Raw genomic sequence first — 24,210 nt, 5'->3', positions numbered from 1 at the left:
ACAGCTAGTCAGGCATTAAAATAAGTTGAAGGCCCAGGGCAGCTTTGGCCTCAGACTCTAGCAGGGAGCCGCCGGAGTCGGATTAGCAGTGGCCTTCTGCTGACTGCGCTCCCAAAAGAAGCCTGCGACGTTGGCTACCTGAGATAAAAATAGCAGCCCCGACAACATCATGGTCTGTATTTGGGGGATCCGAATCTGGGACTGTCGCGAGAGGGGATAGGTGAGCAGCTGCCAATAAAACCGCAGCGGCTCTACCTTAACCTGCTCGTCAATGCGGCGCGCCCTGACCTGGTGAAAGCAGTAGGCCCCCCGTCCATAGTTAAAGTGCTGTCGCCAAAACCGCCGCAGCGATAGGTGATGGGTGTGCCTGACTCTAGCCGCAGGAGCATAGGCCAGGGGTAGCCCCAGCTGCAGCCAGCGATCGCAAAATTCTCGGTCTTCCCCCGCCGCCAGCGGAAAGGAGGTGTCGAACCCGCCGCTCTGGCGGAACTGCTCGGTGGCCATCGCAAAGTTGTTGGAGGCAAAAAAGCTGGGTGCCTGACGGCTGTTGTAGTAGTCGTACAGGTAGTCAATCAGGAGCTGACTGGCGGTTGAAAACAGGTTCTCAGGCAGGGCGTTTACGGTGTAGCCGCCCACCAGCGCCGTGGGCTGCTGGTGCAGCGCCGTCTCTAGCGCCGTGAGCCAGTCGGGGTAGGGCTGGCAGTCGTCGTCGGTAAACACCAGGTACTGCCCCTGGGCCTGGGCCGCCCCCGTATTGCGAGCGCAGGCGGGGCCGCTGTTGTTTTGATGCAGCAGCGTGAGGTTGAGGCTCGACTTAAAGGACTCTGCCACCGGGGCGATGGGCGGGCTGCTGCCGTCGTCAACCACAATGACCTCAAAGCGATCGCGGGGGTAGCTCAGCTGAGTCAGGCTTTGCAGACAGCTCACCAGGCGATCGGGCCGGTTATAGGTAGGAATTACAACAGAGAACAGAGGATTCGAGGAATTCATAATCGGGGGGAGTAGATCATCGCGGTAGAGACAGGCAGACGGTACTGGGCCCTGGCTAACTAGGGGTGCTTGCTAAGGGTGCTGTGGCATCGTCGATTTCCGACTTTAACTGAAGACTGCCCGAGGTCGGAGGGGTAGTTTGCAGCAGGTGCTGCCCCAGCCGACGAGCCAGGGCCAAAATCGTAAAAGTAGGCGAGTACGATGGCCCGGTGGGAAATACCGCCGAACTGGCCACGTAGAGGTTATCGGTGCCAAACACACGGCAGTCGGTATCCACAACTCCCTCCTCAGGACGGTGGGCCATTCGGGTGGTGCCCATCTGGTGAGCGGCATCGGTCATATTGTCTAGGGTAGGCGGCTGGTCGCCAAACTCGAATTGGCCCAGACCCGCCTCAGCAAACCGCTGGGTCAGCAAGTCTAAAATTTTCTCGGTTGAGCGGTGGTCCTGCTCGGTAAAGCGCCAGTCGAGCGCTGTTTTGCGCTGGCCCATCGGGTCTAGCTCGGTGCCCAGGGTAATGCGGCTGCCGGTGTGGGGCACCTGCTCGGTGACAAACTTGACCCGGTAGCTGGCGATCGCCCCGTTGCCATCGCGGCAGGCCGGTCGCCCGCGCACCAGCCGCCCCAGGCCATCCCACCGGGTTTCGTAGATGGGCTTTAGGTAGAGCACGTGCTCTAGCAGCTGATGGGCCTGCTGGGTGGCGTCATCGAGGGCAAAGCAGATGCAAAACCGGGGCTTGGGGGCGTACTGTAGCTCGCTGGCGTACTGACGAGCCAGGGGGCCGGGGCGCAGCGTGCCCGTATGGTGCTTGGGGTGGTCGGTGTAAAACCGCCCCACCAGGTCGTGGCTGTTGCCCAAACCGCCGGGCAGCTGGCGATCGCTGGCCAGCAAAATGCGGGCCGCCTCCAGAGCTCCGGTGGCCAGCACAATCGCGTCGGCCTCAACGCTCAGCTCGCGGCCTTCCAGCGATCGGCAGCGCACCGTGGTCACCCGGCGGTGGGCCTCATCCAGGCGCAGCTCGGTCACGGTAGCCCCCAAAATCACCCGCAGGTTGGTGGCCTGGCGCATTTCGTCGCCAAAGCGTTTAGCGGTGCGGGTAGGGGTTTTCTCCCAGTAAAAGCTGCTCATTTTCAGGCCGCTGGTGGCCAGGGTCGATCGCAGCGCCACAATCTCGGCCCGCTGGGCCTCGGCCTCCAGGTCGCCAAAGCCGTAGTCTGCCGCCGCTGAGCGGTAGTGCTCCAGCAGGTCATCAAACGCGATCGGCCAACCGCTGTTGGGCACCCAGGGGCGCGGCTCAAAGTCGGAGGGTTGCAGGTACTTCCACTTGCCGGTCCAGACGTTGCTGGTGCCGCCAAACTGTCGCACCCGGCTGACGCCCCGCAGCTCGGGGGGCAAATAGCGATGATAGTAGGAGTCTGGATCCAGCTCGCGGTGGCGCTTGGCCAAAAACACCACGTCGTTAAGGGCCTGAATAGCTGGGTCAAAGCGATCGCGGCCGCTCTCCAGCAGCACCACATCGCGCCCGTGGCGGGCCAGATGAGTGGCTACCTCGGCCCCAGCAATGCCGGACCCCACCACCACCACCTGCCCCCGCAGGGTCGTCTGTTCGCCCAGATCAAGAATATCGGTAATCATAAAATGTCCTTTAGTGAATCCCCGGCGTCGATGGGCGCGGCCCTAGGCGGGCGGCAGTGCCCTGGTCGGCGCTGCTACCCGCCGCAGCCTCTGCTTGATCTGGCCGATCGCAGCGTAGACGGCGATCGCGCCAATATGGCGCGGGTGCAGCCGCAGCGCCCAGAGCCAGTGGGTCAGCGCCGCAGTGGTTTGGCCCATCTGGTAAGAGGTTTGGGCGTGCTTGTAGACAAACTCGGCAAACATTTTGGGATGGGCCTCAAAGGCGGCCCGATGCTTTTCAATCAGCCGGTTAAAGCTCTCCTGGCGCAGCTTGGGGTTGCCCGACACTCGCGTGCCCGTGTGGGTGAGCAGGTGATAGGTGACCGTCGGCAAACCAATCAGCGTGCAGGCCGGGTTGAGCCGCAAAAAGAACTCTGAATGCACCCGCGATCGAAAGGTTTCATCCCAGCCGCCAATGGCCCGCACCACCTCGCGCTCCACCACCAGGGTTTGCTTAGTGTGATGCGATCGCCCCGGTTCCGGCTCTTCTAAGAAAAAGTGGCCCCCCTTAGGGCAATGGGCAGGCGGCAGGCGGGTCAACAGCACCTCGCCGTGCTCGTTCACTTTGTTAATGCCCGTCAATACCCCCACAGGTGATGCCGTTTTAGCAGCCTCCTCCAGGGCCACCATCGACACCGCCGCCATATGGGGCAGCAGCACATCGTCGTCGTCGAGATACGTCACCCAGCGACCCCGCGCCGCCTCGGTGCCCGCATTGCGCGCCCCCGCCCCACCCCGCCCCGGATCCACACGAATCACCCGCACGCGGGGATCGGCGGGCAGCTGCACGGGCGGGTTAGAGGCATCATCGACCACCACCACCTCCAGGTCGGCGTAGGTCTGCTGTAGAGCGCTGCGCACCGCCAACGGCAGCAGATGGGGCCGATTGTGGGTTGGAATAATCACGCTGAGCTGAGGTTGCATGGTCTAACCCTTCTCTCTAACCCGTCTAAACAACGTCTCAAACTAATCGCTAAACCCTAGGACTGGGGTTGGCCAACCGATACGGGCGCTACCACTGGCACCATCGACCAGCTGCGCGGCTGATAAAACTGACACTTATTGATGTTTTGCTGCGAGGTCACCGTGAAGCGAAACGACTCCACCAGGTCAAAGGTGTAAACCGCGTCCTTGCGCAGGCGAATTTGGGCGGTATACACCCCTGGGGCCAGTCCCAGATAGGGCATTTGGAGTCGAATTTCGGCCAGCCCTGGCGACATCTGGAAAAAGGCATCGTCGTTTTGCCCCCGCAGCGACAGCACGTAGCCCGCGCTCTCAATGCCGCCCACCTTGGCAATGCGAATGTCGAGGGCCACCCCGCTATAGCTATCGTGTGCTTCGCAGACGGCACAAAGGCTGAGGGGTTCGCCTGTCGATAGCGTCTGAGTCGGCTGTCCGTCGCCGTTGCGAAAGAACAGGTCGCGAAAATCAACGCCGTTACTCTCCGCAGCGGCTTTGGGCGGAAAGACCATGCGGTTTTCGGAGCGCTCGATGCTGTTGAGAAACAGGTCGCGCTCGTACTGATCGACCACCGCGTTGACCTCGCCCTGGCTCACCAGCGCCCCCCTGGTCAGATAGATCGCCTGGTCGCAGATATTGAGAATGGCCTGGGAGTTGTGGTTGACCAAAATAAAGGCCACCCCCCGCTGGCGCAGTTCGTAAAGGCGGCGGTAGCACTTGGCCTTAAAGCGGGCGTCGCCCACCGCCAGCACCTCGTCGATCAGCAGAATATTGGGCTCGGTGTAGATGGCGCAGGCAAACCCCAGCCGCGCCGCCATCCCCGAGCTATAGGTCTGCACCGGCGCGTCAATCGCCTCCTCGATTTCGGCAAACTCGACCACCTCAGCAAAGCGCTGCCTAATCTGCTGGGTAGTGAGGCCCAAAATCGACATGTTGGCGTAGATGTTTTCGCGCCCGGTCAAAATTGGGTTAAAACCCGCCCCCAGCGCAATTAGCGGGGCCAGCCGCCCGCGCACCCGCACCTGGCCCGTGTCGGGTTTGATCAGGCCGCTGATAATGCGCAGCAGGGTGCTTTTGCCCGCCCCGTTGCTGCCCACCAGCCCCACCGCCTGCCCCCGGTGCAGCTGAAAGCTGATGTCTTTGAGCGCCCAAAACTCCTGGGGCCGGAGGCGATCGCTGTGGGGTCTGCCGCCAGTGAGGTCAGCGGCAATATCGCGCACGCCGTAGAAGAGCGATCGCCTCAGGTCACGGCAAAACTTCTTCGATACCCCCTCCACCGCAATTACGGGCTGACTATCGAATTCAGGAGTTGCCATAAATGATTCCGTTTGTGATTCAGGATTGAGCCGCATGGTCATGACGTCACCCTCTCAACCACGTACGGCATGGCAATGCGAAACCCAATCCAGGTGAGCAGCAGGCCCAGCAGCGTGAGCCCGCTCACCACCCAAAAGCTCACCACCTCAGTCAGCACTCCGGTGGTGGCCAGTTCGCGAGTAGTTACCAACAGCGGTGCCACCGGATTGAGGGCCACCAGCATGCCAAAGGCACCCTCCGTGGGCACAGGGTAGATAACCGGCGTTAAGAACAGCCAAAAGCCCATGATCATGTTGAGGCTCTTCGATACATCCTGGTAGAGCACGCCAATCGGGGCCAGCAAAATGCCCACCAGCGTACCCAGCAGCACCAGGTGAATCAGCGCCACCGGAGCCAAAATCACCGTCCAGCTCACCGGCACCCGAAAGAACAAAAACAGCCCCACAATCAAAATCAGCTTAATGCCAAAGTTAAAACCCACCTCCCCCAGCTTGGCCAAAATGATTGCCTCGCGCGGAAAGTTGACCCGCGCCAGCATGGGTTTAGCCACAATTACCGCCTGCACCGGCCCAGTGGCAGCATCGACAAAGGTCTGCCACAGGGCCGTATTGAACATGACGAAAGCCGGGTAGGGAATATCAGTTTCACCGACAGTAAAGACATTGGCATCTTTGGCCAGGGTAAAGCCCACGGCCATCGCCACTGGCGGAATAAAGGCCCAGGCTATGCCCAAGGCAGCCTGCCGGTACTGGGCGCTAATGTCGCGCACCATCAGCCGCCAGGCCAGTTCGCGGGAGGCCAACAGGTCGCGCCACATTGTCCACAGCAAAAACCGGGGGCGGCGCAGCAAACTATCGGGGGTGTAAATCAGTTCGGGCGGCATGGCTAAAAGCTCTAAAAAGAAAGCACTGGCAGAGCATTGCAAAAAGACATCCCAGCCACTACACTGCGGGCGGCATTGAGCCTGATGACGATTGAGCTGTCTCGTACGAGCGGGCTTGAGCGAGTTGATGCCGATGGGTCAAGTAGCGATTAATGCGGTGCTCAAACCACATCATGAGTCGCTCTAATTTAGGACTGTAAAGACCGAACGTCAGGCGAAAAATAATTGGAGCAACGATAGTCATCTTGCGTCGCCAACCGAGTCTTTTATATTTAGTTGTGAAGTAGGCATCCTCTGAAAGCTCCCACTTGTCCCGCAGATGGTGCAGGCTGGCCAGCGTCCAGGCATCGCTCCAACGCAGCATGTAGTAATGCAAATCACCCCAGGAAATCGGCGGTCCTGGAACGTATGTCACCAGAGAAGCTGGCTCAAAATATACTTTTTCCCCAAGTGCGCGCACACTCATGCAAAAATCTAAATGCTCTTTGGTATTGAGCATTTTTTCGTCAAGACCATTCAGCTTTTCGAGAACATCACGTCGAACCAGAACGCAGTGAAATTCTGCCAATTCCGTTTCAGACTGTGTCAAAGCAGACTGCACGTCCGCCACTTTCTTGCCCTGACTGTACATTTTTTCGCGCAGCCGTCGCCGCCCGGTCTTATCTACCCAGACATGTGACTCTCCACCGGCAAAATGTATTTCTGTGTGTAGTGGCTCATGCTGGCACATCAAGGGGCCAACTACTGCGGCCCCTGTTTTCTCCGCACAATTGACCAGAGCCTCAAGCCAGCCAGGAGTTACCAAAACGTCGTTGTCAATAAAAACGAGATAGGGTGTATCCACATGAGCCAACCCCACATTTCTAGCCTGATTGGGATATAAATATTGATCTTTCCGTACAATCAAAAAGTTCTTTTCCTGAGCCTTATCCTGCAGATACTGGCTAACCTTCTTGGGAGAATTACCGTCTACATAGACAAGCTTAAAGGGGAAATTAGTATTTGCATAAATGCTCTCTAAAGAAGCTTTGGCAGGACTAAACCGCTCCCTGGGCACCACGACAATTGTTACGATTGGATCAGTCATCAATAACTCCTATTTTTCAAAATATGCAGAGCGAAGAGGACTTTTTTTCGAGAAGCTTGCTGTACCTTTTTGAGACAAAAGCTTCTTTTCATTTTTCCAATGATCTTGAGACAAGATCTGTTTGTATCGGACTACAAGCAAATCATTCAGGTTTTGCAGGTCAAAATGACGCTCCACAAATTTTCTTCCCGCCTCACCCATATCAGGCCATCGTTCGGGGTGAGCCAGCATATACTCTAGTTTTTCCGCTAAAGCATAAACATCGCGTTCAGGCACCAAATAGCCAGATACACCATCTTCCACAAGCTCTGGAATACCTCCGTGACAGGTACTAATCACGGGTAAACCCATAGCCATAGCTTCTTTTAAAACGTTGATAGGTGCATCCTGGTTGCCATCTGAGGCAGTCACGCTGGGAGCAATAAAAACGTGACAGTCGTCTAAAACCTGAATAATTTCGGCCTCATTTTTCCAGCCCAGGAGATGAATATTTGAATCCATGCCAAGGCTACAGATTAAAGCATGAAGTGACGCTTTTAGAGAGCCGTCGCCAATAATATAATAGGCGAGGGATGGGGTTTTCTCTATCTGCTTAGCAACGGCACGAATGGCGTATTCAATTCCTTTTTTCTCCTCCAGTCGCCCGACGGTTGCAATTTTTATCGATTCACCTGGGCTCAGACTGCGAGGCTTAAACTTAAATTTCTTAATATCTATTCCTGAGAAATGGACAGATATTTTTTCGGCATTCCATCCCAAGTCAATTACGCGCTGGCGAAAAAAATCGCAGTTGGCTAGACAGTAATCAACATCCTTAAAGAGGGCTTGATAAACCTTGTCGCCGCCTTCTTTAACGTAGCGACTAATGTCGTGACCACGAAACATTACCAGCAGCTTAGGCATTGGTTTAAGCAATCTCTTAAACGTAGCGCCGCGGTAGCCCTGAGTGCCAAATTGGCAGTGAATGATGTCGTAGGAGGCTTGTTTTTCAGCTAGCGAGATGGCCGAATACAGTAACCACAGACTAGCAGCCTGGGTACCATAAGCAAACACGTTGAGCGATCGCAAGATTAGCCAGGGTGCCTGACGAAAGTGAATCAGAGTCAGCCAGAGCCCCCTCAAAACGCGCCAGATATAGTTTTGAGGAACACTATGAATTAGAAACGTGCGTTCCCACAGACGATACTTTTCGACGTCAGGATGAACTTTCGTCCACCCCTCTATATGCTCGGTATAGATATCAACGTCATGCCCTCGATCGAGCAAACCAGTAATCTGGTTCAGTACAAAGGTTTCCGATAATCGAGGGAAGTGACCGACCAAAAATGCTACTCTCATGTCTATCCTTAAGCTCGACTGGATGCTCCACCAAATTTAAGTCGCAGGGTTTCCCAGGCGCTGATGTAGCGCACCATCACCATTACCGACGACACCTTAAGCTTTTGATCTAGACTTTTAAGCCGCCCGTCACCAAAGACGTTGACGACAAAAAATACTGGCGGCACCAGGTTTTGCAGCAAAGCCTGCACAAATACCAGCTGACGCTGCCCCAGAGACTTAGCCTGTTTGAGTTGCACATCGTAGTAGCCACCCGCTAGCCGCACCGTGCGCCGGTACAGTTCGCCCAGCGATCGCCGCGCCGGGTGTCCGACCTGTACATCATCGGCGTAGACCTGCTGAAATCCAGCTTCAAACACCCGTCGGCCCCACTCCAGGTCGCCGTTTGACTTCAACCGAGGATCAAAGCAACCAACTCGATCGATCACCTGTCGCCAGGTGAACACATTCGCCGTTGCCCCCCCGTGCTGCTCGCGCAGCAGCCGCTCCTGGGGAAACGCCGTCAGGCTCTCGTAAAGCTCGACGGCTGTGGGCCGCTGGGGATCGGCAAAAAACAGATTGATTCGCCCTACCACCTGACCACAGTTTGGGGCCTGGCGCAGCCGTGCCACCCCACGCTCCAGCCAGTCTGCCGCTGGAATGCAGTCGGCATCGGTAAAGGCAATGACCTCTCCCTTGGCTAACTCCAGCCCCCGGTTGCGGGCCACGTAGGAACCAGGCAGGGGCTCTACGGCGAGGGTGGCGTTATCGTAGACCGCCACTAGATCCTTGATTAGACCCAAATCGTCAGAGCCATTGTCGACCACGATGGTTTCGAAGCGCGATCGCGCGTAGGTTTGCTTAGCCAGAGCCGCCAAACAAAGCCGCAGGCGCTCACCGTCATTAAAGACAGGGATAATCACTGAAACCAAGGGAGACTCAGACTCACTCATAGTGCTTCCTCGCTGATGCTCCTAGGCGGCGCTTGAGAGTGACGACCCAGCGGGCACTAGTTCACCCCCCGGCTTCAGCTTCGACCACTCTTGATCGGTAAAGTTCTCGTGGTACGAGCGCTCGACATTGATATTCCAAATGTCGTGATTCTCGCCCACGATGTTCTTGGCGGCCAACAGCGCCGACAACATCGAGTGATCTTGGTTGTTGTAGCGGTGCATGCCGTTGCGGCCTACGGTTTGCAAATTCTCAAAGCCACGAATGTAATCTTCCAGCACCTGGAGATGCTGACGATACTCGCCGTCGTATACCGGGTAGGCCTTAAACTGGCGAATCACGCAGCCGTCTTCCACATCCTCGCGCTTCACCCCTAGGCCTAGACGGGCGATTTCCTCAGAGGCCAACTCGATTAGCTGTTCGTTGGGCATTTCCCAGAGGTCATCCCCCTCGCTGCAAAAATACTCCATACCCAAGCAGGTTTTGCTGGGGTCGGGTACCATTTCTGGGCTCCAGTTCTTGAAGTTTTGAATGCGGCCCACCTTGAACTCTGGGCTGTGAATGTACAGCCAGTTGTCAGGAAAGAGGTCAGGATTGTTGACAATCAGCGACACAATTAAGAAGTCGCGGTACTTCAACCCCCGAGCCGCCGCCAGCACCTCTTTTGGAGGTAGTGGATCAAGCCGATTTACCAGCAGGGCAATGGGCATTGAGTTGATGAAATGCTCGCCCACAATATCAAAGGTCAGGTCGCCTTTTTTCGCTACCACCTTGGTAATGCGGTTGCCTTCGCGCTCAACTCGCACTACTTCGGTATTGAGGTGTACCGGCGAGCCGTGACGATCGAGCAGTTCTTGGCAGCGCTCCCACATCATGCCGGGGCCAAGCCGCGGGTAGTCAAACTTTTTGATCAGGCTTTTGGCGTTTTGGCTACCAAAAATGGCGTTAATCACCGCCTGCTTGAGCGACATATTTTGAATGCGCTGAGCCGCCCAGTCGGCTCGAATTTGGCTACAGGGGATGCCCCAAACCTTCTCGGTGTAGGTCTTAAAGAAAATGCGGTAGAGCCGCTCACCAAAGCAATCAATCACCCATTCCTCAAAGGTTTCGGCCTCAACGCCAGGGTTCATGTATTTGTGGCCCTTAGCCTTGAGGTAGCTGAAGAGAATTAGAGTACTGGTAACGGGTCCCAGGTTCTTGAGCGTCTTCATTAACGACAGCGGATAGTCATAAAACTTGTTGTCGTAGTAGATTCGCGACATGCGCGGCGTCTGGATAAAGTCATCGCCCAAAATTTCTTTCCAGACCGCCTGAACTTCGCCAACCTTGGTGAAAAAGCGGTGGCCACCAATGTCGAAGCGGTAGCCTTTGTAGGTTTCGGTGCGAGAAATGCCGCCTACTTTATCGGCTTTTTCTAATACAACCGACTTTTTGCCGTGCTTCATCAGCTCATAGCCTGCGGTCAGGCCAGCCGGTCCGCCGCCAATAATCACTACGGGTAAAGTCTGCATTGATTTAACTCCAAAAACTTAGGATAGCTGCACGAATAAACGCTAGATGAATGGCGACGAAAGACTAACTTGTAAAGGTAGAAAATTGTCGAAGTCGGTAGGTCGCTACACCATAGGCAAAGGCTGCGCCGCCATAGAGAAAGTAAAACCAGTGCCAGGGAATCACTCTGAGCGTAAATAGCACCCCTCGCTTGTGCAAGAAGAAGCGATAAACCCGCTGGTTAATGACTAGCAGGGCGATCATGGTGGCGATCGCCACGATCCACAGGAAGGGGTTCACCACTCCGAGCACCAGACAGATCAGCGCCAACCAGCTCAGCACAACGCTGAGTTGGTTAGTCCGATCGAGGTTGAGGTCATTCATCGGCTGTTGCTGACTCAGAATGAGCTCCGTCCAGGGCAGAGCCCGATAGAAAATCTCGGCCCGCAGCAGCGACACGGGCTGCCAGCACTTCAGGTGCTTGACCTGAATGTGCTTGCACAGGCGAATGGTGTACCCATTTCGCTTGAGCCGGTAGCCGAGTTCAATATCCTCAACGCAGGGCTTACGGTAGCGCTCGTCAAACCCGCCCACGGCCCTAAAGGCATCGGTACGAATGGCCCCGCAGGCTCCCCAAAAGGTCGAGGCCTTTTCGGAGGACACCTGGTGGGTGTAGTGATGAAACAGATTTTTGTACTGCGACAAAAAGTTGTCAGCCCCTGGCTGGTCGTCGTAGGAGCCAATCAGCGCCGCTAAATTGACATCCTGCTGAAAGGCTTTTTCGACGCCGAGAATGGTGTTCTGAGCTACCGTAACATCGGCATCGATAAAAAAAAGGATGTCTCCGTGAGCTAACTTGGCCCCCTGGTTACGGGCCCGGGCTGGCCCACCAGGTGCGTCGTAGCGAAAGACCGTGGCTCCAAACTCTTTGGCGACTTCCCACGAGCCATCGGTGTCGCCATCGGCCACCACAATCACCTCATCAGGCTGCCGACTGGACTGCTTGAGGCTGTCGAGACAACGTCGGAAACTCTCGCCGCCGTTGTAGACAGGAATAATAACGGAAATACTGGAAAGCTCTGATGCCTGGCCTGAACTGGAAATCATGAACCTGTGATTCCTAAGAATACCTTCACGTAAACATATGCCTTGAAGAAAATCAATCAAGGAGTTTGCTAGCGCACCAAACCTACTCAGTAGAAGTAACTCTTAGAAAAACGAAACTCCTTTGATCATGACCTGGAACGTGACAGGTGACGTCAGGAAGTAATGCCCTTAGGGCTCGCAGAGAGTTGCAAGCGCCCTATGACTTATAGGGAACCTAACATGGCCGTTCTGACAGAATCATGAGAGAATTCTCATCTTTATATTCTCTTTATAAATATTTTCTCAAGGAAATTTAGCAATCTCTATCCTTGGGAGGATGCCATGAAAGCCGACTGAAATCTACTGGCGATGGTTCCCAATGGGTTAGCAAGCTGTTAGATTCGGGCTTAAAAATGTGTTCTATATCACAACATTAGCTTTGAGAAAGGCCTGTTCGCCGCGATCGCAGCCACTGTAAAATGCTCTGGTCGGCACACTGTTGAGTTGTGCAGCCGCAAAAACCTCGCTAGCCTAAGGGTGTTCTGACTCTGCAAGCTGCTATGCCCACTGGAGCCCTGTATGCGATCGCCTACGCCGCCCTATCTGCGATCGGCGGCCTGATTGGTTATGCCCAGGCCCGCAGCCAGGTGTCGTTAATTAGCGGCCTATTCAGCGCTGCCCTGCTGCTGTTCGGAGCCTGGCTATGGCAGGCCGGGGTGCCATCAGGAGCCGGTCTCGCTATGGGAGTAACCGCAGCTCTAGTCATCGTTTTCATTCGCCGCTGGATGCAAACCCGCAAAGCCATGCCCGCCGTCATTATGATCGTGGCGGGAGTGCTGGCGTTTATTGGAATGGGGATGTCGCTGATGGGCGGACAGTGAAACGCCGCTGAGGGGCAGATGATTGGGCAGGTAAATGATCAAATGCGGGAAAACATTTTGGGAAACTGGGATTAGAACTCAAAAGGACTTCAAAGAGAGTTAGTAGAATTTCCGGATTCTGAGGAACCTGGCGGCGACGAAGGCTGTCTACGCAGATCTTCGGCAGAAACCCCTTCGGTTTGATTGCCAAAGCGCCAGAGGGCGGCGGCGGCTTCTGCCTCGGTTACACCTTTTTGCGGTTGAAACAGGGTCGTGTAGCCAAAGGCGCGGCGAATGTTGGCGAAGTCGCCAGTTTGGTGGTCGGCCAGCACCGCCCGCAGCGCTAGCGGTTCAATTTTGGCGGCATCCTGAAAGCCCCAGGCGGTGGTGACGGCGTCGGTGGTGGCCGTGGGTAGCGGCGTGCGGGAGTCTAGGGGCGCTTTCCACAGCACCAGGGTTTCGCGGGTGAGCGGCGCATCGGGACGAAAGGTAACGGCGGTAGCATTGCCGGTTTTGGCGCTGGGAATAATGCCCGCTTCTGCCAACCCCTGAATATCGGCAAAGTAGGGGTGGGAGGCAGGCACATCTTGAAACGCAGGCGAAGCGCTAGCGGTGGCGGGGCGAATGCGCTTAGCCGCTTCATCCGCATAAAATTTGTTGTTGGCGGTGAGTAGCCAGTGGGCAAACTCGCCGCGGGTGATCGGCTGATTGGGCTCAAATTCGGCTTTGGCAGCGGCGTTGCCGCCATTTTGGCCATCGACTATTCCCAGGGCCAGCCAGTCTTGCACGTAGGGACGCAGATCATCGGGAACTTCCTCCAGCCGAGCCGTAGTGCTCGCGCGGGGGGCGGCGCTTGTTTCCTCGGCGGTGCTGGTGCTGGGGGTAGAGCCTATGGGGTCAGATTCTTCGGCTGCATCAGCGGTTTCAGAGGTTGGCGTAGATTCGGGGCTATCTTCGCTAAAGACAGGCCGATCTTGCAGCTGCGGATCGGCCTCTAGAGATTGCTGCAGCGAGCTACCCGCACAGCCGGTGATCAGCAGCAGGCTGAGCCCAGATACTATAAAAGCTTTGAGACGAAACGCAGCAGACAAGGGACAACCTCTTAACTGGGGGCAAAGATGGAGACAGCAACTATTCTAGAGCAGCCTCATTGGCTCCTGCTGGCTGGACTGTGCCAGCTCAAATCGCAATTACCGAACACCGCAGCGCTTGATTGTAAAAATTTTCAGAAATGACGATGCCCCCACGACCGTTAATTATTGACTGCGACCCAGGGGTTGACGATGCGATCGCCCTGCTGCTGGCCTTTGCCAGCCCCGCCGAGTTTGACCTGCTGGGCATTACCACCGTGGCGGGCAATGTACCCCTGGCCCTAACGGCGGCCAACGCCCGCCGCATTTGCCATCTGGCCCAGCGCACCGACGTGCCGGTGTATGCGGGCTGCCCTCGGCCACTGCTGCGATCGCTCGTTACCGCTGAAGACATCCACGGCAGCACCGGGCTGGGGGAGGGGTGGCTACCTGAACCTACCATGCCGCTACAGCCTCAGCACGCCGTCGCTTTTTTGATTGAGCAGCTCACCACCGCTGCAGCCCCCATCACCCTGGCCACCCTCGGCCCCCTGACCAACCTGGCGGTAGCGCTGATTCAGTGCCCGGCGATCGCTGGCGGCATTGACCAGGTGGTGATGATGGGCGGCTCGCTGGGGCCGGGCAACGTTACCCCCGCCGCTGAGTTTAATCTCTATGTTGACCCCCACGCGGCGAAGGTGGTGGTGGAGGCGGGCCTGCCCCTAACTATGCTGGGGCTGGATGTGACCCACCAGGTGTTGACCACGCCCGATCGCCTGGCGGCCCTGGAAAACCTTGGCACTCCGGTAGGCAAAGCCGCCGCCAAACTGCTGCGCCCCTACGGTCAGAGCGAATGCGATTCGCGCAGCGATCCGTCCCGGAATCGCCACAGTTTAGCCGCGCCTCCCCTGCACGACCCCTGCGTGATCGCCTACCTGCTGCGGCCCGATCTCTTTACCGGCAGGCCCATGCGGCTGGCGGTTGAAACCGAAGGAACGCTCTGCCTGGGCCGCACGGTCGCCAACGCCTATCCATCTCCGACCACTCCCGCCAACGCCACCGTGATCGAAACCGCTGATGCCGAAGGCATCTATGCTCTTTTGACAGAACGGCTGGGGAAACTATAGCTCGGCACAAAACTCCCCGGCTGGGCTTGATAAGATAGGCCCATGAGTTACACCACCGAACAACTCCTGGAGATTCTCGATCAGGAACTGCGCGCTAGCTGGAAGGGCGAGCGAGTGGTGCTATCCTCCGCCGATCGCCTCAACAACCCGGTGATCTCCAAGGCGATCGGGGCCGAAAAGCTCAGCAAAGTGTTTGCGATTCAAGACTTTCGCGCCCAAATTCATGACTATCAGCGCCAGCACGGGGTATCGGGGCTGGTCTGGCACACCTGCCAGTTTGCCGGACGCAGCCTGCGCATCCCTGAGCTGCACCCGCAGCTGATTGCGATCCCCGCTGACAAGGCGGCGCTGGTGGCGGCTCGCCCCGCCATGCTGACGTTTTGGCGAGAGTCGATCGCCGGTCTGCGCCTGTGGATGGCCGGAAACCAGCCCCGGCCCACTAGCCTGGCGCAGGTCGAAGAGCGCATTGCCGCCAGCGAATGGGCCGAGCTGGCCGCCACCCGCGACGAACTCTACCTCAGCCTGTGCTGGGGCGACCCCAAAGACTGCCACTGCGACTGGGCCAAGCCAGACTCAGGCTGCGATCGCATTATCGCCACCGCTGGAGAACCCAGCGGTATAAAGGTGTAGTTTAATGTTGAGCAGGACTCAACATTAAACTACACCTGAGGAGCACCCCATGGCCATTGCCGTCGGCGTCATTGAAACCCAAACCTTCCCGGCGGTGCTGGCCGCTGCCGATGCCATGGTCAAAGCGGGCAACGTCACTATCTCCGTGCAAGATCGCTCCGAGAGCGGGCGGCAGTTTGTCGTAGTGCGCGGCCTCGTCGCCGAGGTCAAGCGAGCTATAGCAGCAGGCCTCGTCGCCGCCAACGCCTGCCCCAACCTGGCCGAAGTTACCACCCACGTGATCATCCCCAACCCCACCGACAACATCGACGCGATCTTGCCCATCGGCTTTACTCCCGCCTCTGAGCCCTTCCGGGTGTAGGTTATTCCAGCTATAAGTTCTACTATTACAACCCTCCCACAGTCTTTAATAATTCGACACGGCCAGGTTGATACCGCTGGCCCGTACAATGAAGGTTGAATTTTTTACCCACAGAACTTTCCCAGGAGTACAACCATGCCACAGGCCGTCGGGTCGCTCGAAACCAGAGGGTTTCCCCCGGTGCTAGCCGCCGCAGATGCGATGGTAAAAGCAGGACGCGTTACGCTCATCGGCTACATTCGAGCTGGTAGTGCTCGCTTTGCCATCAACATTCGCGGCGATGTCTCCGAAGTTAAGGCCGCTATGGCGGCTGGAGTAGAAGCCGCCGAAAACACCCCCGGCGGCATTCTCGAAACCTGGGTGATCATCCCTCGCCCCCACGAAAACGTGGTAGCTGTGCTGCCCATCGACTTTAACGAAGAGACCGAAATTTACCGCCAGGCGGTGGAGCAGCCCATTCTGCCCGGCTCCACTGGCCGCTAAGACACTACTCAACACCTCACCCCCCAGAGTTCTTCTGCGAGAATGCCAAACTAACGGCTACTCCTTAAGAACTCTGTTTTTTATCCAGTCGCAATCTGCTTAACCCACGTCCTGCTGTCACTGGTTAGAGGGCTAAGTAATTATGATAATAATCACCTACCGCGTAGGGTGGGCACTGCCCACCGTTCACCCAGGTCACCATCGCTCACCCCAGGCGTCACCATGACTGCCACCCTGATTCAAAGCCCCGACCGCGTTATTTTACAAAACATTAGCTGGCAGACCGACCGCTCACTCGTGAGCGATTTTGAACAAGAGCCTGCTCTGCGCCTGACCTACGATCTAGGCACTTTAGAAATTAGGATGCCGCTCGACCCGCACGAAACCTACAAAAAGTTGCTGGGTCGACTGATTGAAGCCACAACCGAAGAACTGGGTTTAGAAATTCGCAGCCTGGGATCGCGAACGTGCGATAGAGAAGACCTTGCCAAAGGGCTAGCACCCGACCAGTGCTACTACATTCAGCACGAAGCTCAGGTGCGCGGCGTGGGGCAAAGTAATTTAGCCCAGTACCCACCTCCAGACCTGGCTGTAGAAATTGACATCACCAGTAGTTCGCTGAATCGATTGGCGATTTATTCGGCGCTGCGCATTCCAGAACTCTGGCGATTCGATGGCGAAAAGCTGACGATTTATACGTTGCAAGGTGAAGGCTACATTGTCAGTCTTACCAGTCTGGCGCTGCCGCCACTGACAGCTAACGATATCGAGCGGTTTCTACGCCTACAATCAACCACTGGCGAAAATAGCTTGGTAAAACAATTTCGCCAGTGGTTAACCGATCAAATTATTTAGGCTAATCGTAACTGTCCCCTTCGACTCCGCTCAGGGGACAGATTGGATGGACTTTGGCTTTCTCCCTTCGGGAGACGTTTCACGTTGGCGTAGCCTGTCCAAATGACAAACGACTCCGCTCAGCCAGCGTAGTGCCAGGGACGCTTACGGCTAATCTTCTTTGGTCAGGGCGCTTGGTTTGTGGGCGGCTTGACTGCCGGTTTTATCGCTTTCTACCAGGTATTGGGGGTCATCGTCAGACGCAGCGACGGTGTGACCTTTAATTTCTGTGTGAGAGGTTAGCTTTTTGACGACTTTGCCAACCGTCTTGCCCTGAGCTGTGTTCCAGGAGACTTTGTCCCCTTGCTTAAAATTTTGTGCCATTACAATTGCCTAATTTTAACGTACCCGATCGCGGCTGGTTTTGAGCCTGTTTGCCGCGATCGCAAACTGATTCAATCTTGCAGATGCTTTGCTAATTCCTGCAAACACCAGCAAAAGGCTCCGCTAAGCATAAGTAACTTTAGCGGAGCCCTATCGCTCTTGCTCAGAGCGATTTACTAGTCGTCGGTCGGCAGTCTACCGTTGTCGACTCCAGGGGTCAGGGTCTTAGCGTTTTGAGGATAGATCTCGGCCATGTTCTTAACTGCATCGGCAGATTCTTCAGCAATCCGCTTCAGTTTTTCGCCGGGCCGTCCTTCCAGGGCTTCGTTTTCAGCCTGCCACTGGTTCATAGTGCGAGGCCGACCAACATCTCCAGCAGGCGGAATCTCACTGTTAGAACGGGCTTGCTGTCTAGCGTTTTGTTTGGCATCTACCCCAGCAGTTAGCAAAACAATAACAGCGGAACAAGCCACTGCAAACTGCTTCCAACGAATGCTGAGCAGCGCTTTTTTTAGAGATCCGAAAATCGCTTTCATCATAAATCACCTATGAGTTACCTAACAAATGCTAGAAATAGCAAGCCCTGGATGCAGTATCCGTGGCTTCTACCTACTAGTGGACACGTTAAGTAACCTTCCAGCCAGCCTCATCGTTCAAAGGGCATAACTTCGCTGGCAATCACTATACCTGCCCTGTACCTTAGAATTTTTCTTCTTTTAGGGAGAGACTATTTGTTCCTAAAGAGTGAGAGCCAAACCATAAGCCCGACAGGGGTGAATAAACCGACTTAGCTCTAAGGTGTGGAGGTAATAACTGTGGACAACTATGGCTCGATTTCAAGCCCACGAAGCGAACAGAATTTCTCTCGATCAGATTGAAGCACTAGTGTGCCAATTTTCTGAGGCACTGGCTCAGGGGCAAGATGCAACCCCAATAATGGAAGATGTTTTAGCCGTTTTAGGGCAGCAGCTACAGTGCGATCGCGTCTTTTTATACCTGCGATCGCCCGATTTTCAGGTAGGGCGTGTCCCCGTCTGCTGGCGAAAGCAGCCGTCGGTTCCCATCGTTTACGACCCGACCTGGAAGCTAGAAGCATCTGATTTAGCCAAGGCCGATCCTATGTTTGCCGCCGCCCTGAATACTCAACCCAGTATTTTTGTTGAGGATGTCGAAACGGCTAGCCCTGAGGTATTAAACCGAGAGTTTGAGCGCCAAACCTTTGGCCATCGGGCGCTAGTTCACGCCCATCTGAGCCTGGAGCAAAAGCTGTGGGGCATTTTGCAGGCCTGCGTTTTTGATACGCCTCGCACCTGGAGCCAGCGCGATCGCCAGCTGATCGAACAGGCCGTCGCCTGGCTGACGCCCGTTGCCATGACCTACGTCCGGGCTCATCACGATCGCTTCCCAACCCTGGCGGCTCAAAACTAGCTAATGCAGATTGCTTTAGGGATAGATACAGTTGACGTAGAGAACCGTATCCACCCCTAAAGTTGGCTTAGAGAACGGGCTACAGCCCAGGCCATACCGCCTGTCTCTGCGTCGGCGTCAGCGTCGCCAGCCCTCGGTTGACGGCGCTGAGTACCGCCAGCAGCGAAGCCGTGACAATGCTGCTGTGAATGCCCACCCCGTGAATCGTGCCCGACCGCCAGTCGGCGGCAATTTCGATCAGCGCGATCGCATCGGCATCGCTACCGTGGCCGATCGCCCGCTCCTCATAGCTGTGTACGCGAATTTGTAGACCGAGCGCATCCACAAACGCATCGATGGGGCCGTTGCCGTGGCCCACACGGGTCAGCACGCGATCGCCACATTCCAAGGTTGTGGAAATGGCTGAGGGGGTCTCGTCGTCGCGCCAGTGGTGGGTGACGTATTTAAAGGGGGCATTCGCCCGCAGATACTCCTGCTCAAACAAGTCCCACAGCATCGGTGCGGTCATCTCCTTGCCGGTGGCATCCATCGCCCGCTGCACCACCTGGCTAAACTCAATCTGCAAACGGCGGGGCAGGCTGAGGTTGTAGTGGCGCTCCAGCAAAAAGGCGATGCCGCCCTTACCCGACTGGCTGTTTACCCGCACCACCGACTCGTAGGAACGGCCCAGATCAGCCGGATCCAGCGGCAGGTAGGGCATATCCCAGAGGTCGTCGGGGTTGCGGGCGGCAAAGCCCTTGCGAATCGCATCTTGATGAGAGCCCGAAAACGCCGTAAACACCAGGTCGCCCACGTAGGGATGGCGGGGGTGGATGGGCAGCTGGGTGCAGTCTTCGACAATGCGGGCCACCTCGTTGATGCGCGAAAAATCTAAGCCGGGGTGAATGCCCTGGGTATAGAGATTCAGCGCCAGGGTGACGATATCGACATTGCCGGTGCGCTCGCCGTTGCCAAACAGACAGCCCTCGACCCGGTCGGCCCCGGCCATCTGGCCCAGTTCGGCGGCGGCGATCGCGCAGCCCCGGTCGTTGTGGTTGTGTACGCTCAAATCCACGCTGTCGCGGTAGGCCAGATGGCGGTGCATCCACTCCACCTGGTCGGCAAACACGTTGGGCGTGGCGCTCTCCACGGTGGCGGGCAGGTTGATGATTGCTTTGCGATCGGGCGTCGGCTGCCACACCTCCAGCACCGCATTGCAGATATCGCGGGCAAATTCTAGCTCGGTCTGCGAAAACACCTCCGGCGAATACTGGAAGCGCCACTGGGTTTCGGGCCGCTCCGCCGCCAGATCGCGAATCAGCGTCGCCGCATTCACCGCCAGGGCGATCGTCTCCTGGGGGTCGTGGCGAAACACCACCCGCCGAAACACCGGAGCCGTAGCGTTGTAGACATGCACGATGGCTCGCTTCGCCCCCTGCAAAGATTCAAACGTGCGGCGAATCAGATCTTCCCGCGCCTGGGTCAGCACCTGAATTTCCACATCGTCGGGCACGCGGTTTTCGTCAATCAGGCGGCGCACAAAGTTAAAGTCGGTTTCTGAAGCAGAGGGAAAGGCCACTTCAATTTCTTTAAAGCCGATTTCGACCAGCAGCTCAAACATGCGCAGCTTTTGCTCCACCGACATCGGCTCGATCAGCGCCTGGTTGCCGTCGCGCAGGTCGGTGCTGAGCCAGATCGGCGGCTTGGTAATGACCTGGCTGGGCCAGGTGCGATTGGGCAATGCGATCGGCGCAAAGGGGCGATACTTTTCAGCGGGGTTGGTCAACATGGGGAGAATTTCTCACGTTTTAGACGGCAATACTTTGGTGATTTTTAAACATCACCTGGGTGGAATGATAGGCAGTGCCCAGCCTACTGGGGTTTCCAACAAATGGGGTGAAGGTGCGATCGCGGCATGCACCGCTTGAATAACGCAGCAAACTCCTAAGCCCTAGTCATGTTCAGAGACAACCTGTGACCGGGGGAGTAAAACTATTCAGGGCGTTTCGCCTTTGTTTTAAAAAATTAGTTGCGCCCAAGGCGCAGCAGCAGCCCCAGCCCTAGTAGCAGGCTGAAGAGAGGGGCGAGGGATAGCTGCAAAGACAACATCAAACGGGAATGGCGCAGAATTGCACAATAACAGCATCCTAACCGCGTCTGAAATTGGCGTCAAGCACGAGAGTTACAATAAAAGCCCAGGCCTGCACGGCATTGTCACTATGGTTCAGCAGCTTCAGCCCGACGCCTCAGTCACCGTCAACTACCCCGACAGCGATGGGCAACCCATGGCCGACCATACCAAGCAGTTTCGCTGGATTGTAGTGATCAAAGAAAACCTGGAACTGCTGTTTGCTGAGGATCCCGACGTATTTGTGGCGGGCGACCTGCTGTGGTATCCCGTAGAAGGCGAAAACACGATTCGCCAGGCCCCCGATGTGATGGTGGCGATAGGGCGACCCAAGGGAGACAGAGGCTCTTACCGCCAGTGGCAGGAGGGCGGCATTGCGCCCCAGGTGGTGTTTGAAATGTTGTCGCCGGGCAACCGCTTTGGTGAAATGCTGCGCAAGCTCAACTTTTACGATCGCTACGGCATCGAAGAATACTACATCTACGACCCCGACAAGCTGGAGCTAACCGGCCTCCAGCGGAGCGAACACAGCCTTCAGGTAATCGAAGAGATGAACGGGTGGTCAGCCCTCGGTTGCAGATTCGCTTTCAAATGACCGATGCAGGGCTAGAAATTTACCGCCCTGATGGCCAGCAATTTTTGACCCACACTGAACTGGGGCAGCAACTAGAGCAAGAACGGCAGCGAGCTAATCAAGAACGAGAGCGGGCCGAGAGATTGGCTGAACAGCTCCGAGCGGCAGGGCTTGAGCCAGATCTGTGACTGATCTAGGGGTGCGATCGCCCCGTCTAGCCAAGTCCGAGACAGCACTGTGCTAAGCCGTGGGCTAGCAGTGAATACAACAGCAGCCGGGTTGCTCGTCGGGAAGCAAGGCATTCTGCCTGCCTCATCGGTCAGAGAAGTCGGAAGTTGATAGCGCGCTCACCATTTATTAGTGACAATAGAAGCTGAGCCTTTTGCTCCTTCTTTCGGCTGGCTGGTTAAGTCGGGTAACGCAGTGCCCTTGCGACCCGGCAGCTTTTCCCGTCTGCTTTCAGCCCCCTGTGTCTACTGGTGCAGGGGGCTTTGTAAACCCTGTTTTTCCTGCCCTATCGTGCCCTCGTATGACCGCTGAACCCAACTTTGTCCTCGATCTCACCCTGGCCCTGGGATGCTCTGCCATTGGTGGCTACATTGCCCACCGCCTCAAACAGCCGGCACTGCTGGGCTATCTGATTACCGGATTGATCATTGGACCCTTTGGGCTGGGGCTACAGACCGATGTAGAGCAAATTCAGGCGCTGGCGGAGGTGGGCATTGCCTTTTTGCTGTTCGCCCTGGGGGTTGAGTTTTCGCTGTCGGAGCTGAAGCGGGTGCGGGCGATCGCGCTGCGGGGCAGTCTGCTGCAAATTGGGCTCACGACGCTGCTGGTGTGCTCGGTGTCGCTGCTCTCGGGCACGGCCAACTCGCCGCTCCAGGGCATTTTTCTGGGCCTGGTGCTGTCGCTGTCATCGACGGCGGTGGTGCTCAAAACCCTCACCGATCGCGGCGAAACGGCCACGGTACACGGTCAGGTCATGCTGGGCCTGCTGATTGCCCAGGACATTGCCCTGGGCCTGATACTGGCGGTGCTGCCGGTGCTCAACCAGCCCGATGCCCTGGGACCAGCCCTGGCGATCGCGGCGCTCAAGTTTGGCCTATTTTTAGCGGGGGCGATCGCCCTGGGCCGCTGGGTCGTGCCCCAGCTGATTCAGCACATTGCCGCCACCGAGAGCAGCGAGCTATTTTTGCTCACCGTGGTGGCCCTGTGCCTGGGCATTGCCTGGGTGACGTCTATTTTGGGCCTCTCGATCGCGATGGGGGCCTTTGTTGCCGGGTTGATGATCTCTGAAATCGACTACGCCGACCAGGCCCTGGGCAAAATTTTGCCCCTGCGCGACACCTTTGCCTGCCTGTTTTTTGCCTCCATCGGCATGCTGATCGACCCCAATTTAATCATTGACGACCTGGGCCGCATTCTAGAGCTGGTGGCGCTGATCATGGTGGGCAAGGCGCTGATTATTTTGCCCATTGTGCTGGGGTTTGGCTATTCGCTCAAAACAGCGGTCAAAGCCAGCTTTGGGCTCAACCAAATCGGCGAATTTTCCTTCGTGCTGGCGCTGATGGGGCTGGAGCTGGGGCTGATTACCGAGCAGCGCTACTCGCTGCTGCTGGGCACGATCGCCATTTCGCTCATGCTCACCCCCCTGTGGATCAACCTGGCCCCCAAGGTGTCTGACTGGCTCCACGCGCTGCCCGTGCTCAAAGACTACCTCAACCGCAATGAGGAACCCAGACTGCTGTCAGTTCCAGTCGACATTCGCGACCACGTGATTGTGGCAGGCTATGGCCGCGTGGGCGAAGTGCTGGTCAACGTCTTACTCAGCCGCGGCTACCCAGTCCTGGTGATCGAGAACAGCGAAACGGCCATTCAGCGGCTGCGCAACCGCCACGCACCCCTGGTGCAAATTCCCTACGTCTACGGCGATGCCGACAGCGAACTGGTGCTCGAAAAAACCTGCCTGGAAACCGCCAAGGCCCTGGCCATCACCCTGCCCGACCCGACCACAACTCGTCTGCTCTTGCAGCGGGCCCTGGCCAAAGCCCCCGACCTGGATATTATTGCGCGATCGCACAACAACGAAGAAATCGACGTGCTCACTCAGCTGGGGGCCAGAGAAGTGGTGCAGCCCGAGTTTGAGGCCGCCCTGGAGCTGGGCTCACACCTGCTCAACACCCTGGGCGAAAAAAACCTGGAGATCCAGTCGGTGCTCGACTGGATTCGCCAAGATCGCTACCGCAGCATACGCCCGGTGGCCCAGGTCGGCAAAGGATGACCAGGCCTGATCATTAGGCACAGCACCAATTCTGAGCGGTGAATCTCAATACATTGCTGGTACAGCTATTCTTTGGCCAGGGGCAGACTACCGCTCAAAATATTGGTCAAAAGCTGTGCCCGTTGCTTTTTGGGCGCATACGAGTTGATTTGATGCAGGGCAAAGTTCCTATAGGTAGTTCTCTATAATTAATATTTAATTCTAGAGAAAATGCCTTTGAATACTACTGATAAAAACAAAATTCTGTGATTCAAGATACTCTTTTTCCAAGGTTCCCAAGACTAATATCTAAATCGATGGGTTTTCCACTGTAGATC

Annotated in this window: 22 protein-coding genes and 1 pseudogene; 9 read left to right on the top strand and 14 right to left on the bottom strand. The window is 56.5% G+C overall.

Features of this window, described 5'->3' with window-relative positions; genetic code table 11:
* Positions 1 to 57: 57 nt before the first annotated feature.
* The 10 genes from ACQ4N7_RS18425 to ACQ4N7_RS18380 form a co-directional block, all read right to left on the bottom strand.
* On the bottom strand, positions 58 to 990 hold the full coding sequence (locus ACQ4N7_RS18425; protein WP_430712954.1) for a glycosyltransferase family 2 protein: 933 nt from the start codon (positions 988 to 990) through the stop codon (positions 58 to 60).
* Between the two features lie 55 nt (positions 991 to 1,045).
* Positions 1,046 to 2,623, bottom strand: coding sequence for a GMC oxidoreductase (locus ACQ4N7_RS18420; protein ID WP_430712953.1), 1,578 nt, complete (start codon positions 2,621 to 2,623; stop codon positions 1,046 to 1,048).
* 42 nt (positions 2,624 to 2,665) lie between these two features.
* Entirely contained in the window at positions 2,666 to 3,586 is a 921-nt protein-coding gene (locus ACQ4N7_RS18415; protein WP_430712952.1) for a glycosyltransferase family 2 protein, read from the bottom strand.
* 56 nt (positions 3,587 to 3,642) lie between these two features.
* Entirely contained in the window at positions 3,643 to 4,938 is a 1,296-nt protein-coding gene (locus ACQ4N7_RS18410) for a polysaccharide ABC transporter ATP-binding protein (protein WP_430712951.1), read from the bottom strand.
* 38 nt (positions 4,939 to 4,976) lie between these two features.
* Complete coding sequence (locus ACQ4N7_RS18405; protein WP_430712950.1) at positions 4,977 to 5,822, bottom strand: ABC transporter permease; 846 nt, start codon at positions 5,820 to 5,822, stop codon at positions 4,977 to 4,979.
* Positions 5,823 to 5,880: 58 nt separating this feature from the next.
* On the bottom strand, positions 5,881 to 6,909 hold the full coding sequence (locus ACQ4N7_RS18400) for a glycosyltransferase family 2 protein (protein ID WP_430712949.1): 1,029 nt from the start codon (positions 6,907 to 6,909) through the stop codon (positions 5,881 to 5,883).
* A 9-nt stretch (positions 6,910 to 6,918) separates the two neighbouring features.
* Positions 6,919 to 8,247, bottom strand: coding sequence for a glycosyltransferase (locus ACQ4N7_RS18395; RefSeq protein ID WP_430712948.1), 1,329 nt, complete (start codon positions 8,245 to 8,247; stop codon positions 6,919 to 6,921).
* Positions 8,248 to 8,255: 8 nt separating this feature from the next.
* Positions 8,256 to 9,179: a glycosyltransferase gene (locus ACQ4N7_RS18390; protein ID WP_430712947.1), complete on the bottom strand. Its 924-nt coding sequence runs from the start codon at positions 9,177 to 9,179 to the stop codon at positions 8,256 to 8,258.
* 21 nt (positions 9,180 to 9,200) lie between these two features.
* Positions 9,201 to 10,688 (bottom strand): NAD(P)/FAD-dependent oxidoreductase, encoded by a 1,488-nt coding sequence (locus ACQ4N7_RS18385; RefSeq protein ID WP_430712946.1) that lies wholly within the window; start codon positions 10,686 to 10,688, stop codon positions 9,201 to 9,203.
* A 64-nt stretch (positions 10,689 to 10,752) separates the two neighbouring features.
* Complete coding sequence (locus tag ACQ4N7_RS18380; RefSeq protein ID WP_430712945.1) at positions 10,753 to 11,775, bottom strand: glycosyltransferase; 1,023 nt, start codon at positions 11,773 to 11,775, stop codon at positions 10,753 to 10,755.
* A gap of 539 nt (positions 11,776 to 12,314) precedes the next feature.
* Here ACQ4N7_RS18380 and ACQ4N7_RS18375 point away from each other — a divergent pair.
* Entirely contained in the window at positions 12,315 to 12,635 is a 321-nt protein-coding gene (locus ACQ4N7_RS18375) for a TMEM14 family protein (RefSeq protein WP_430712944.1), read from the top strand.
* 89 nt (positions 12,636 to 12,724) lie between these two features.
* Here ACQ4N7_RS18375 and ACQ4N7_RS18370 read toward each other — a convergent pair whose 3' ends face one another.
* Entirely contained in the window at positions 12,725 to 13,705 is a 981-nt protein-coding gene (locus ACQ4N7_RS18370; protein WP_430712943.1) for an S-layer homology domain-containing protein, read from the bottom strand.
* 146 nt (positions 13,706 to 13,851) lie between these two features.
* On the opposite strand from ACQ4N7_RS18370, the gene ACQ4N7_RS18365 reads away from it, so the two are divergent.
* From ACQ4N7_RS18365 to ACQ4N7_RS18345, 5 genes are all read left to right on the top strand, one after another.
* Positions 13,852 to 14,811, top strand: coding sequence for a nucleoside hydrolase (locus ACQ4N7_RS18365; RefSeq protein ID WP_430712942.1), 960 nt, complete (start codon positions 13,852 to 13,854; stop codon positions 14,809 to 14,811).
* Positions 14,812 to 14,853: 42 nt separating this feature from the next.
* A complete protein-coding gene (locus ACQ4N7_RS18360) occupies positions 14,854 to 15,441 on the top strand; it encodes a hypothetical protein (RefSeq protein ID WP_430712941.1) in 588 nt (195 codons plus the stop codon).
* A gap of 49 nt (positions 15,442 to 15,490) precedes the next feature.
* Complete coding sequence (locus ACQ4N7_RS18355; RefSeq protein ID WP_430712940.1) at positions 15,491 to 15,802, top strand: BMC domain-containing protein; 312 nt, start codon at positions 15,491 to 15,493, stop codon at positions 15,800 to 15,802.
* A gap of 135 nt (positions 15,803 to 15,937) precedes the next feature.
* A complete protein-coding gene (locus ACQ4N7_RS18350; RefSeq protein ID WP_106867402.1) occupies positions 15,938 to 16,285 on the top strand; it encodes a carbon dioxide-concentrating mechanism protein CcmK in 348 nt (115 codons plus the stop codon).
* Between the two features lie 222 nt (positions 16,286 to 16,507).
* Positions 16,508 to 17,140, top strand: a complete 633-nt coding sequence (locus ACQ4N7_RS18345; RefSeq protein ID WP_430712939.1) for a Uma2 family endonuclease — start codon at positions 16,508 to 16,510, stop codon at positions 17,138 to 17,140.
* A gap of 150 nt (positions 17,141 to 17,290) precedes the next feature.
* Here the strand turns inward: ACQ4N7_RS18345 and ACQ4N7_RS18340 are convergent, their stop codons facing one another.
* Positions 17,291 to 17,503, bottom strand: coding sequence for a DUF2945 domain-containing protein (locus ACQ4N7_RS18340; protein ID WP_430712938.1), 213 nt, complete (start codon positions 17,501 to 17,503; stop codon positions 17,291 to 17,293).
* Positions 17,504 to 17,679: 176 nt separating this feature from the next.
* Positions 17,680 to 17,976 carry a hypothetical protein gene (locus tag ACQ4N7_RS18335; protein WP_430712937.1) on the bottom strand — a complete coding sequence of 99 codons (297 nt, stop codon included), beginning with the start codon at positions 17,974 to 17,976 and terminating at the stop codon, positions 17,680 to 17,682.
* A gap of 463 nt (positions 17,977 to 18,439) precedes the next feature.
* Between ACQ4N7_RS18335 and ACQ4N7_RS18330 the strand changes: the two genes are divergently transcribed.
* On the top strand, positions 18,440 to 18,931 hold the full coding sequence (locus ACQ4N7_RS18330; protein ID WP_430712936.1) for a GAF domain-containing protein: 492 nt from the start codon (positions 18,440 to 18,442) through the stop codon (positions 18,929 to 18,931).
* Between the two features lie 79 nt (positions 18,932 to 19,010).
* Here ACQ4N7_RS18330 and leuA read toward each other — a convergent pair whose 3' ends face one another.
* Positions 19,011 to 20,699, bottom strand: a complete 1,689-nt coding sequence (gene leuA / locus ACQ4N7_RS18325; protein ID WP_430712935.1) for a 2-isopropylmalate synthase — start codon at positions 20,697 to 20,699, stop codon at positions 19,011 to 19,013.
* Between the two features lie 430 nt (positions 20,700 to 21,129).
* On the opposite strand from leuA, the pseudogene ACQ4N7_RS18320 reads away from it, so the two are divergent.
* Positions 21,130 to 21,800 (top strand): annotated as a pseudogene (locus ACQ4N7_RS18320) (Uma2 family endonuclease).
* A gap of 341 nt (positions 21,801 to 22,141) precedes the next feature.
* Positions 22,142 to 23,893 carry a cation:proton antiporter gene (locus ACQ4N7_RS18315; protein WP_430712934.1) on the top strand — a complete coding sequence of 584 codons (1,752 nt, stop codon included), beginning with the start codon at positions 22,142 to 22,144 and terminating at the stop codon, positions 23,891 to 23,893.
* The last annotated feature ends 317 nt before the right edge of the window (positions 23,894 to 24,210 follow it).

It is taken from the genome of Nodosilinea sp. AN01ver1, assembly GCF_050565655.1.
GTDB lineage: Bacteria > Cyanobacteriota > Cyanobacteriia > Phormidesmidales > Phormidesmidaceae > Nodosilinea.
The sequence above is the reverse complement of the archived record's forward strand: the minus strand, read 5'-3'. Positions and strand labels throughout refer to the sequence as shown.

Coding starts and splice junctions, on each gene's coding strand:
- ACQ4N7_RS18400 (WP_430712949.1), bottom strand. CDS start 6,909: ATGACTGATCCAATCGTAACAATTGTCGTGGTGCCCAGGGAGCGGTTT.
- ACQ4N7_RS18345 (WP_430712939.1), top strand. CDS start 16,508: ATGACTGCCACCCTGATTCAAAGCCCCGACCGCGTTATTTTACAAAAC.
- ACQ4N7_RS18365 (WP_430712942.1), top strand. CDS start 13,852: ATGCCCCCACGACCGTTAATTATTGACTGCGACCCAGGGGTTGACGAT.
- ACQ4N7_RS18415 (WP_430712952.1), bottom strand. CDS start 3,586: ATGCAACCTCAGCTCAGCGTGATTATTCCAACCCACAATCGGCCCCAT.
- leuA (WP_430712935.1), bottom strand. CDS start 20,699: ATGTTGACCAACCCCGCTGAAAAGTATCGCCCCTTTGCGCCGATCGCA.
- ACQ4N7_RS18380 (WP_430712945.1), bottom strand. CDS start 11,775: ATGATTTCCAGTTCAGGCCAGGCATCAGAGCTTTCCAGTATTTCCGTT.
- ACQ4N7_RS18375 (WP_430712944.1), top strand. CDS start 12,315: ATGCCCACTGGAGCCCTGTATGCGATCGCCTACGCCGCCCTATCTGCG.
- ACQ4N7_RS18395 (WP_430712948.1), bottom strand. CDS start 8,247: ATGAGAGTAGCATTTTTGGTCGGTCACTTCCCTCGATTATCGGAAACC.
- ACQ4N7_RS18410 (WP_430712951.1), bottom strand. CDS start 4,938: ATGGCAACTCCTGAATTCGATAGTCAGCCCGTAATTGCGGTGGAGGGG.
- ACQ4N7_RS18355 (WP_430712940.1), top strand. CDS start 15,491: ATGGCCATTGCCGTCGGCGTCATTGAAACCCAAACCTTCCCGGCGGTG.
- ACQ4N7_RS18405 (WP_430712950.1), bottom strand. CDS start 5,822: ATGCCGCCCGAACTGATTTACACCCCCGATAGTTTGCTGCGCCGCCCC.
- ACQ4N7_RS18350 (WP_106867402.1), top strand. CDS start 15,938: ATGCCACAGGCCGTCGGGTCGCTCGAAACCAGAGGGTTTCCCCCGGTG.
- ACQ4N7_RS18360 (WP_430712941.1), top strand. CDS start 14,854: ATGAGTTACACCACCGAACAACTCCTGGAGATTCTCGATCAGGAACTG.
- ACQ4N7_RS18420 (WP_430712953.1), bottom strand. CDS start 2,623: ATGATTACCGATATTCTTGATCTGGGCGAACAGACGACCCTGCGGGGG.
- ACQ4N7_RS18340 (WP_430712938.1), bottom strand. CDS start 17,503: ATGGCACAAAATTTTAAGCAAGGGGACAAAGTCTCCTGGAACACAGCT.
- ACQ4N7_RS18425 (WP_430712954.1), bottom strand. CDS start 990: ATGAATTCCTCGAATCCTCTGTTCTCTGTTGTAATTCCTACCTATAAC.
- ACQ4N7_RS18330 (WP_430712936.1), top strand. CDS start 18,440: ATGGAAGATGTTTTAGCCGTTTTAGGGCAGCAGCTACAGTGCGATCGC.
- ACQ4N7_RS18390 (WP_430712947.1), bottom strand. CDS start 9,179: ATGAGTGAGTCTGAGTCTCCCTTGGTTTCAGTGATTATCCCTGTCTTT.
- ACQ4N7_RS18315 (WP_430712934.1), top strand. CDS start 22,142: ATGACCGCTGAACCCAACTTTGTCCTCGATCTCACCCTGGCCCTGGGA.
- ACQ4N7_RS18385 (WP_430712946.1), bottom strand. CDS start 10,688: ATGCAGACTTTACCCGTAGTGATTATTGGCGGCGGACCGGCTGGCCTG.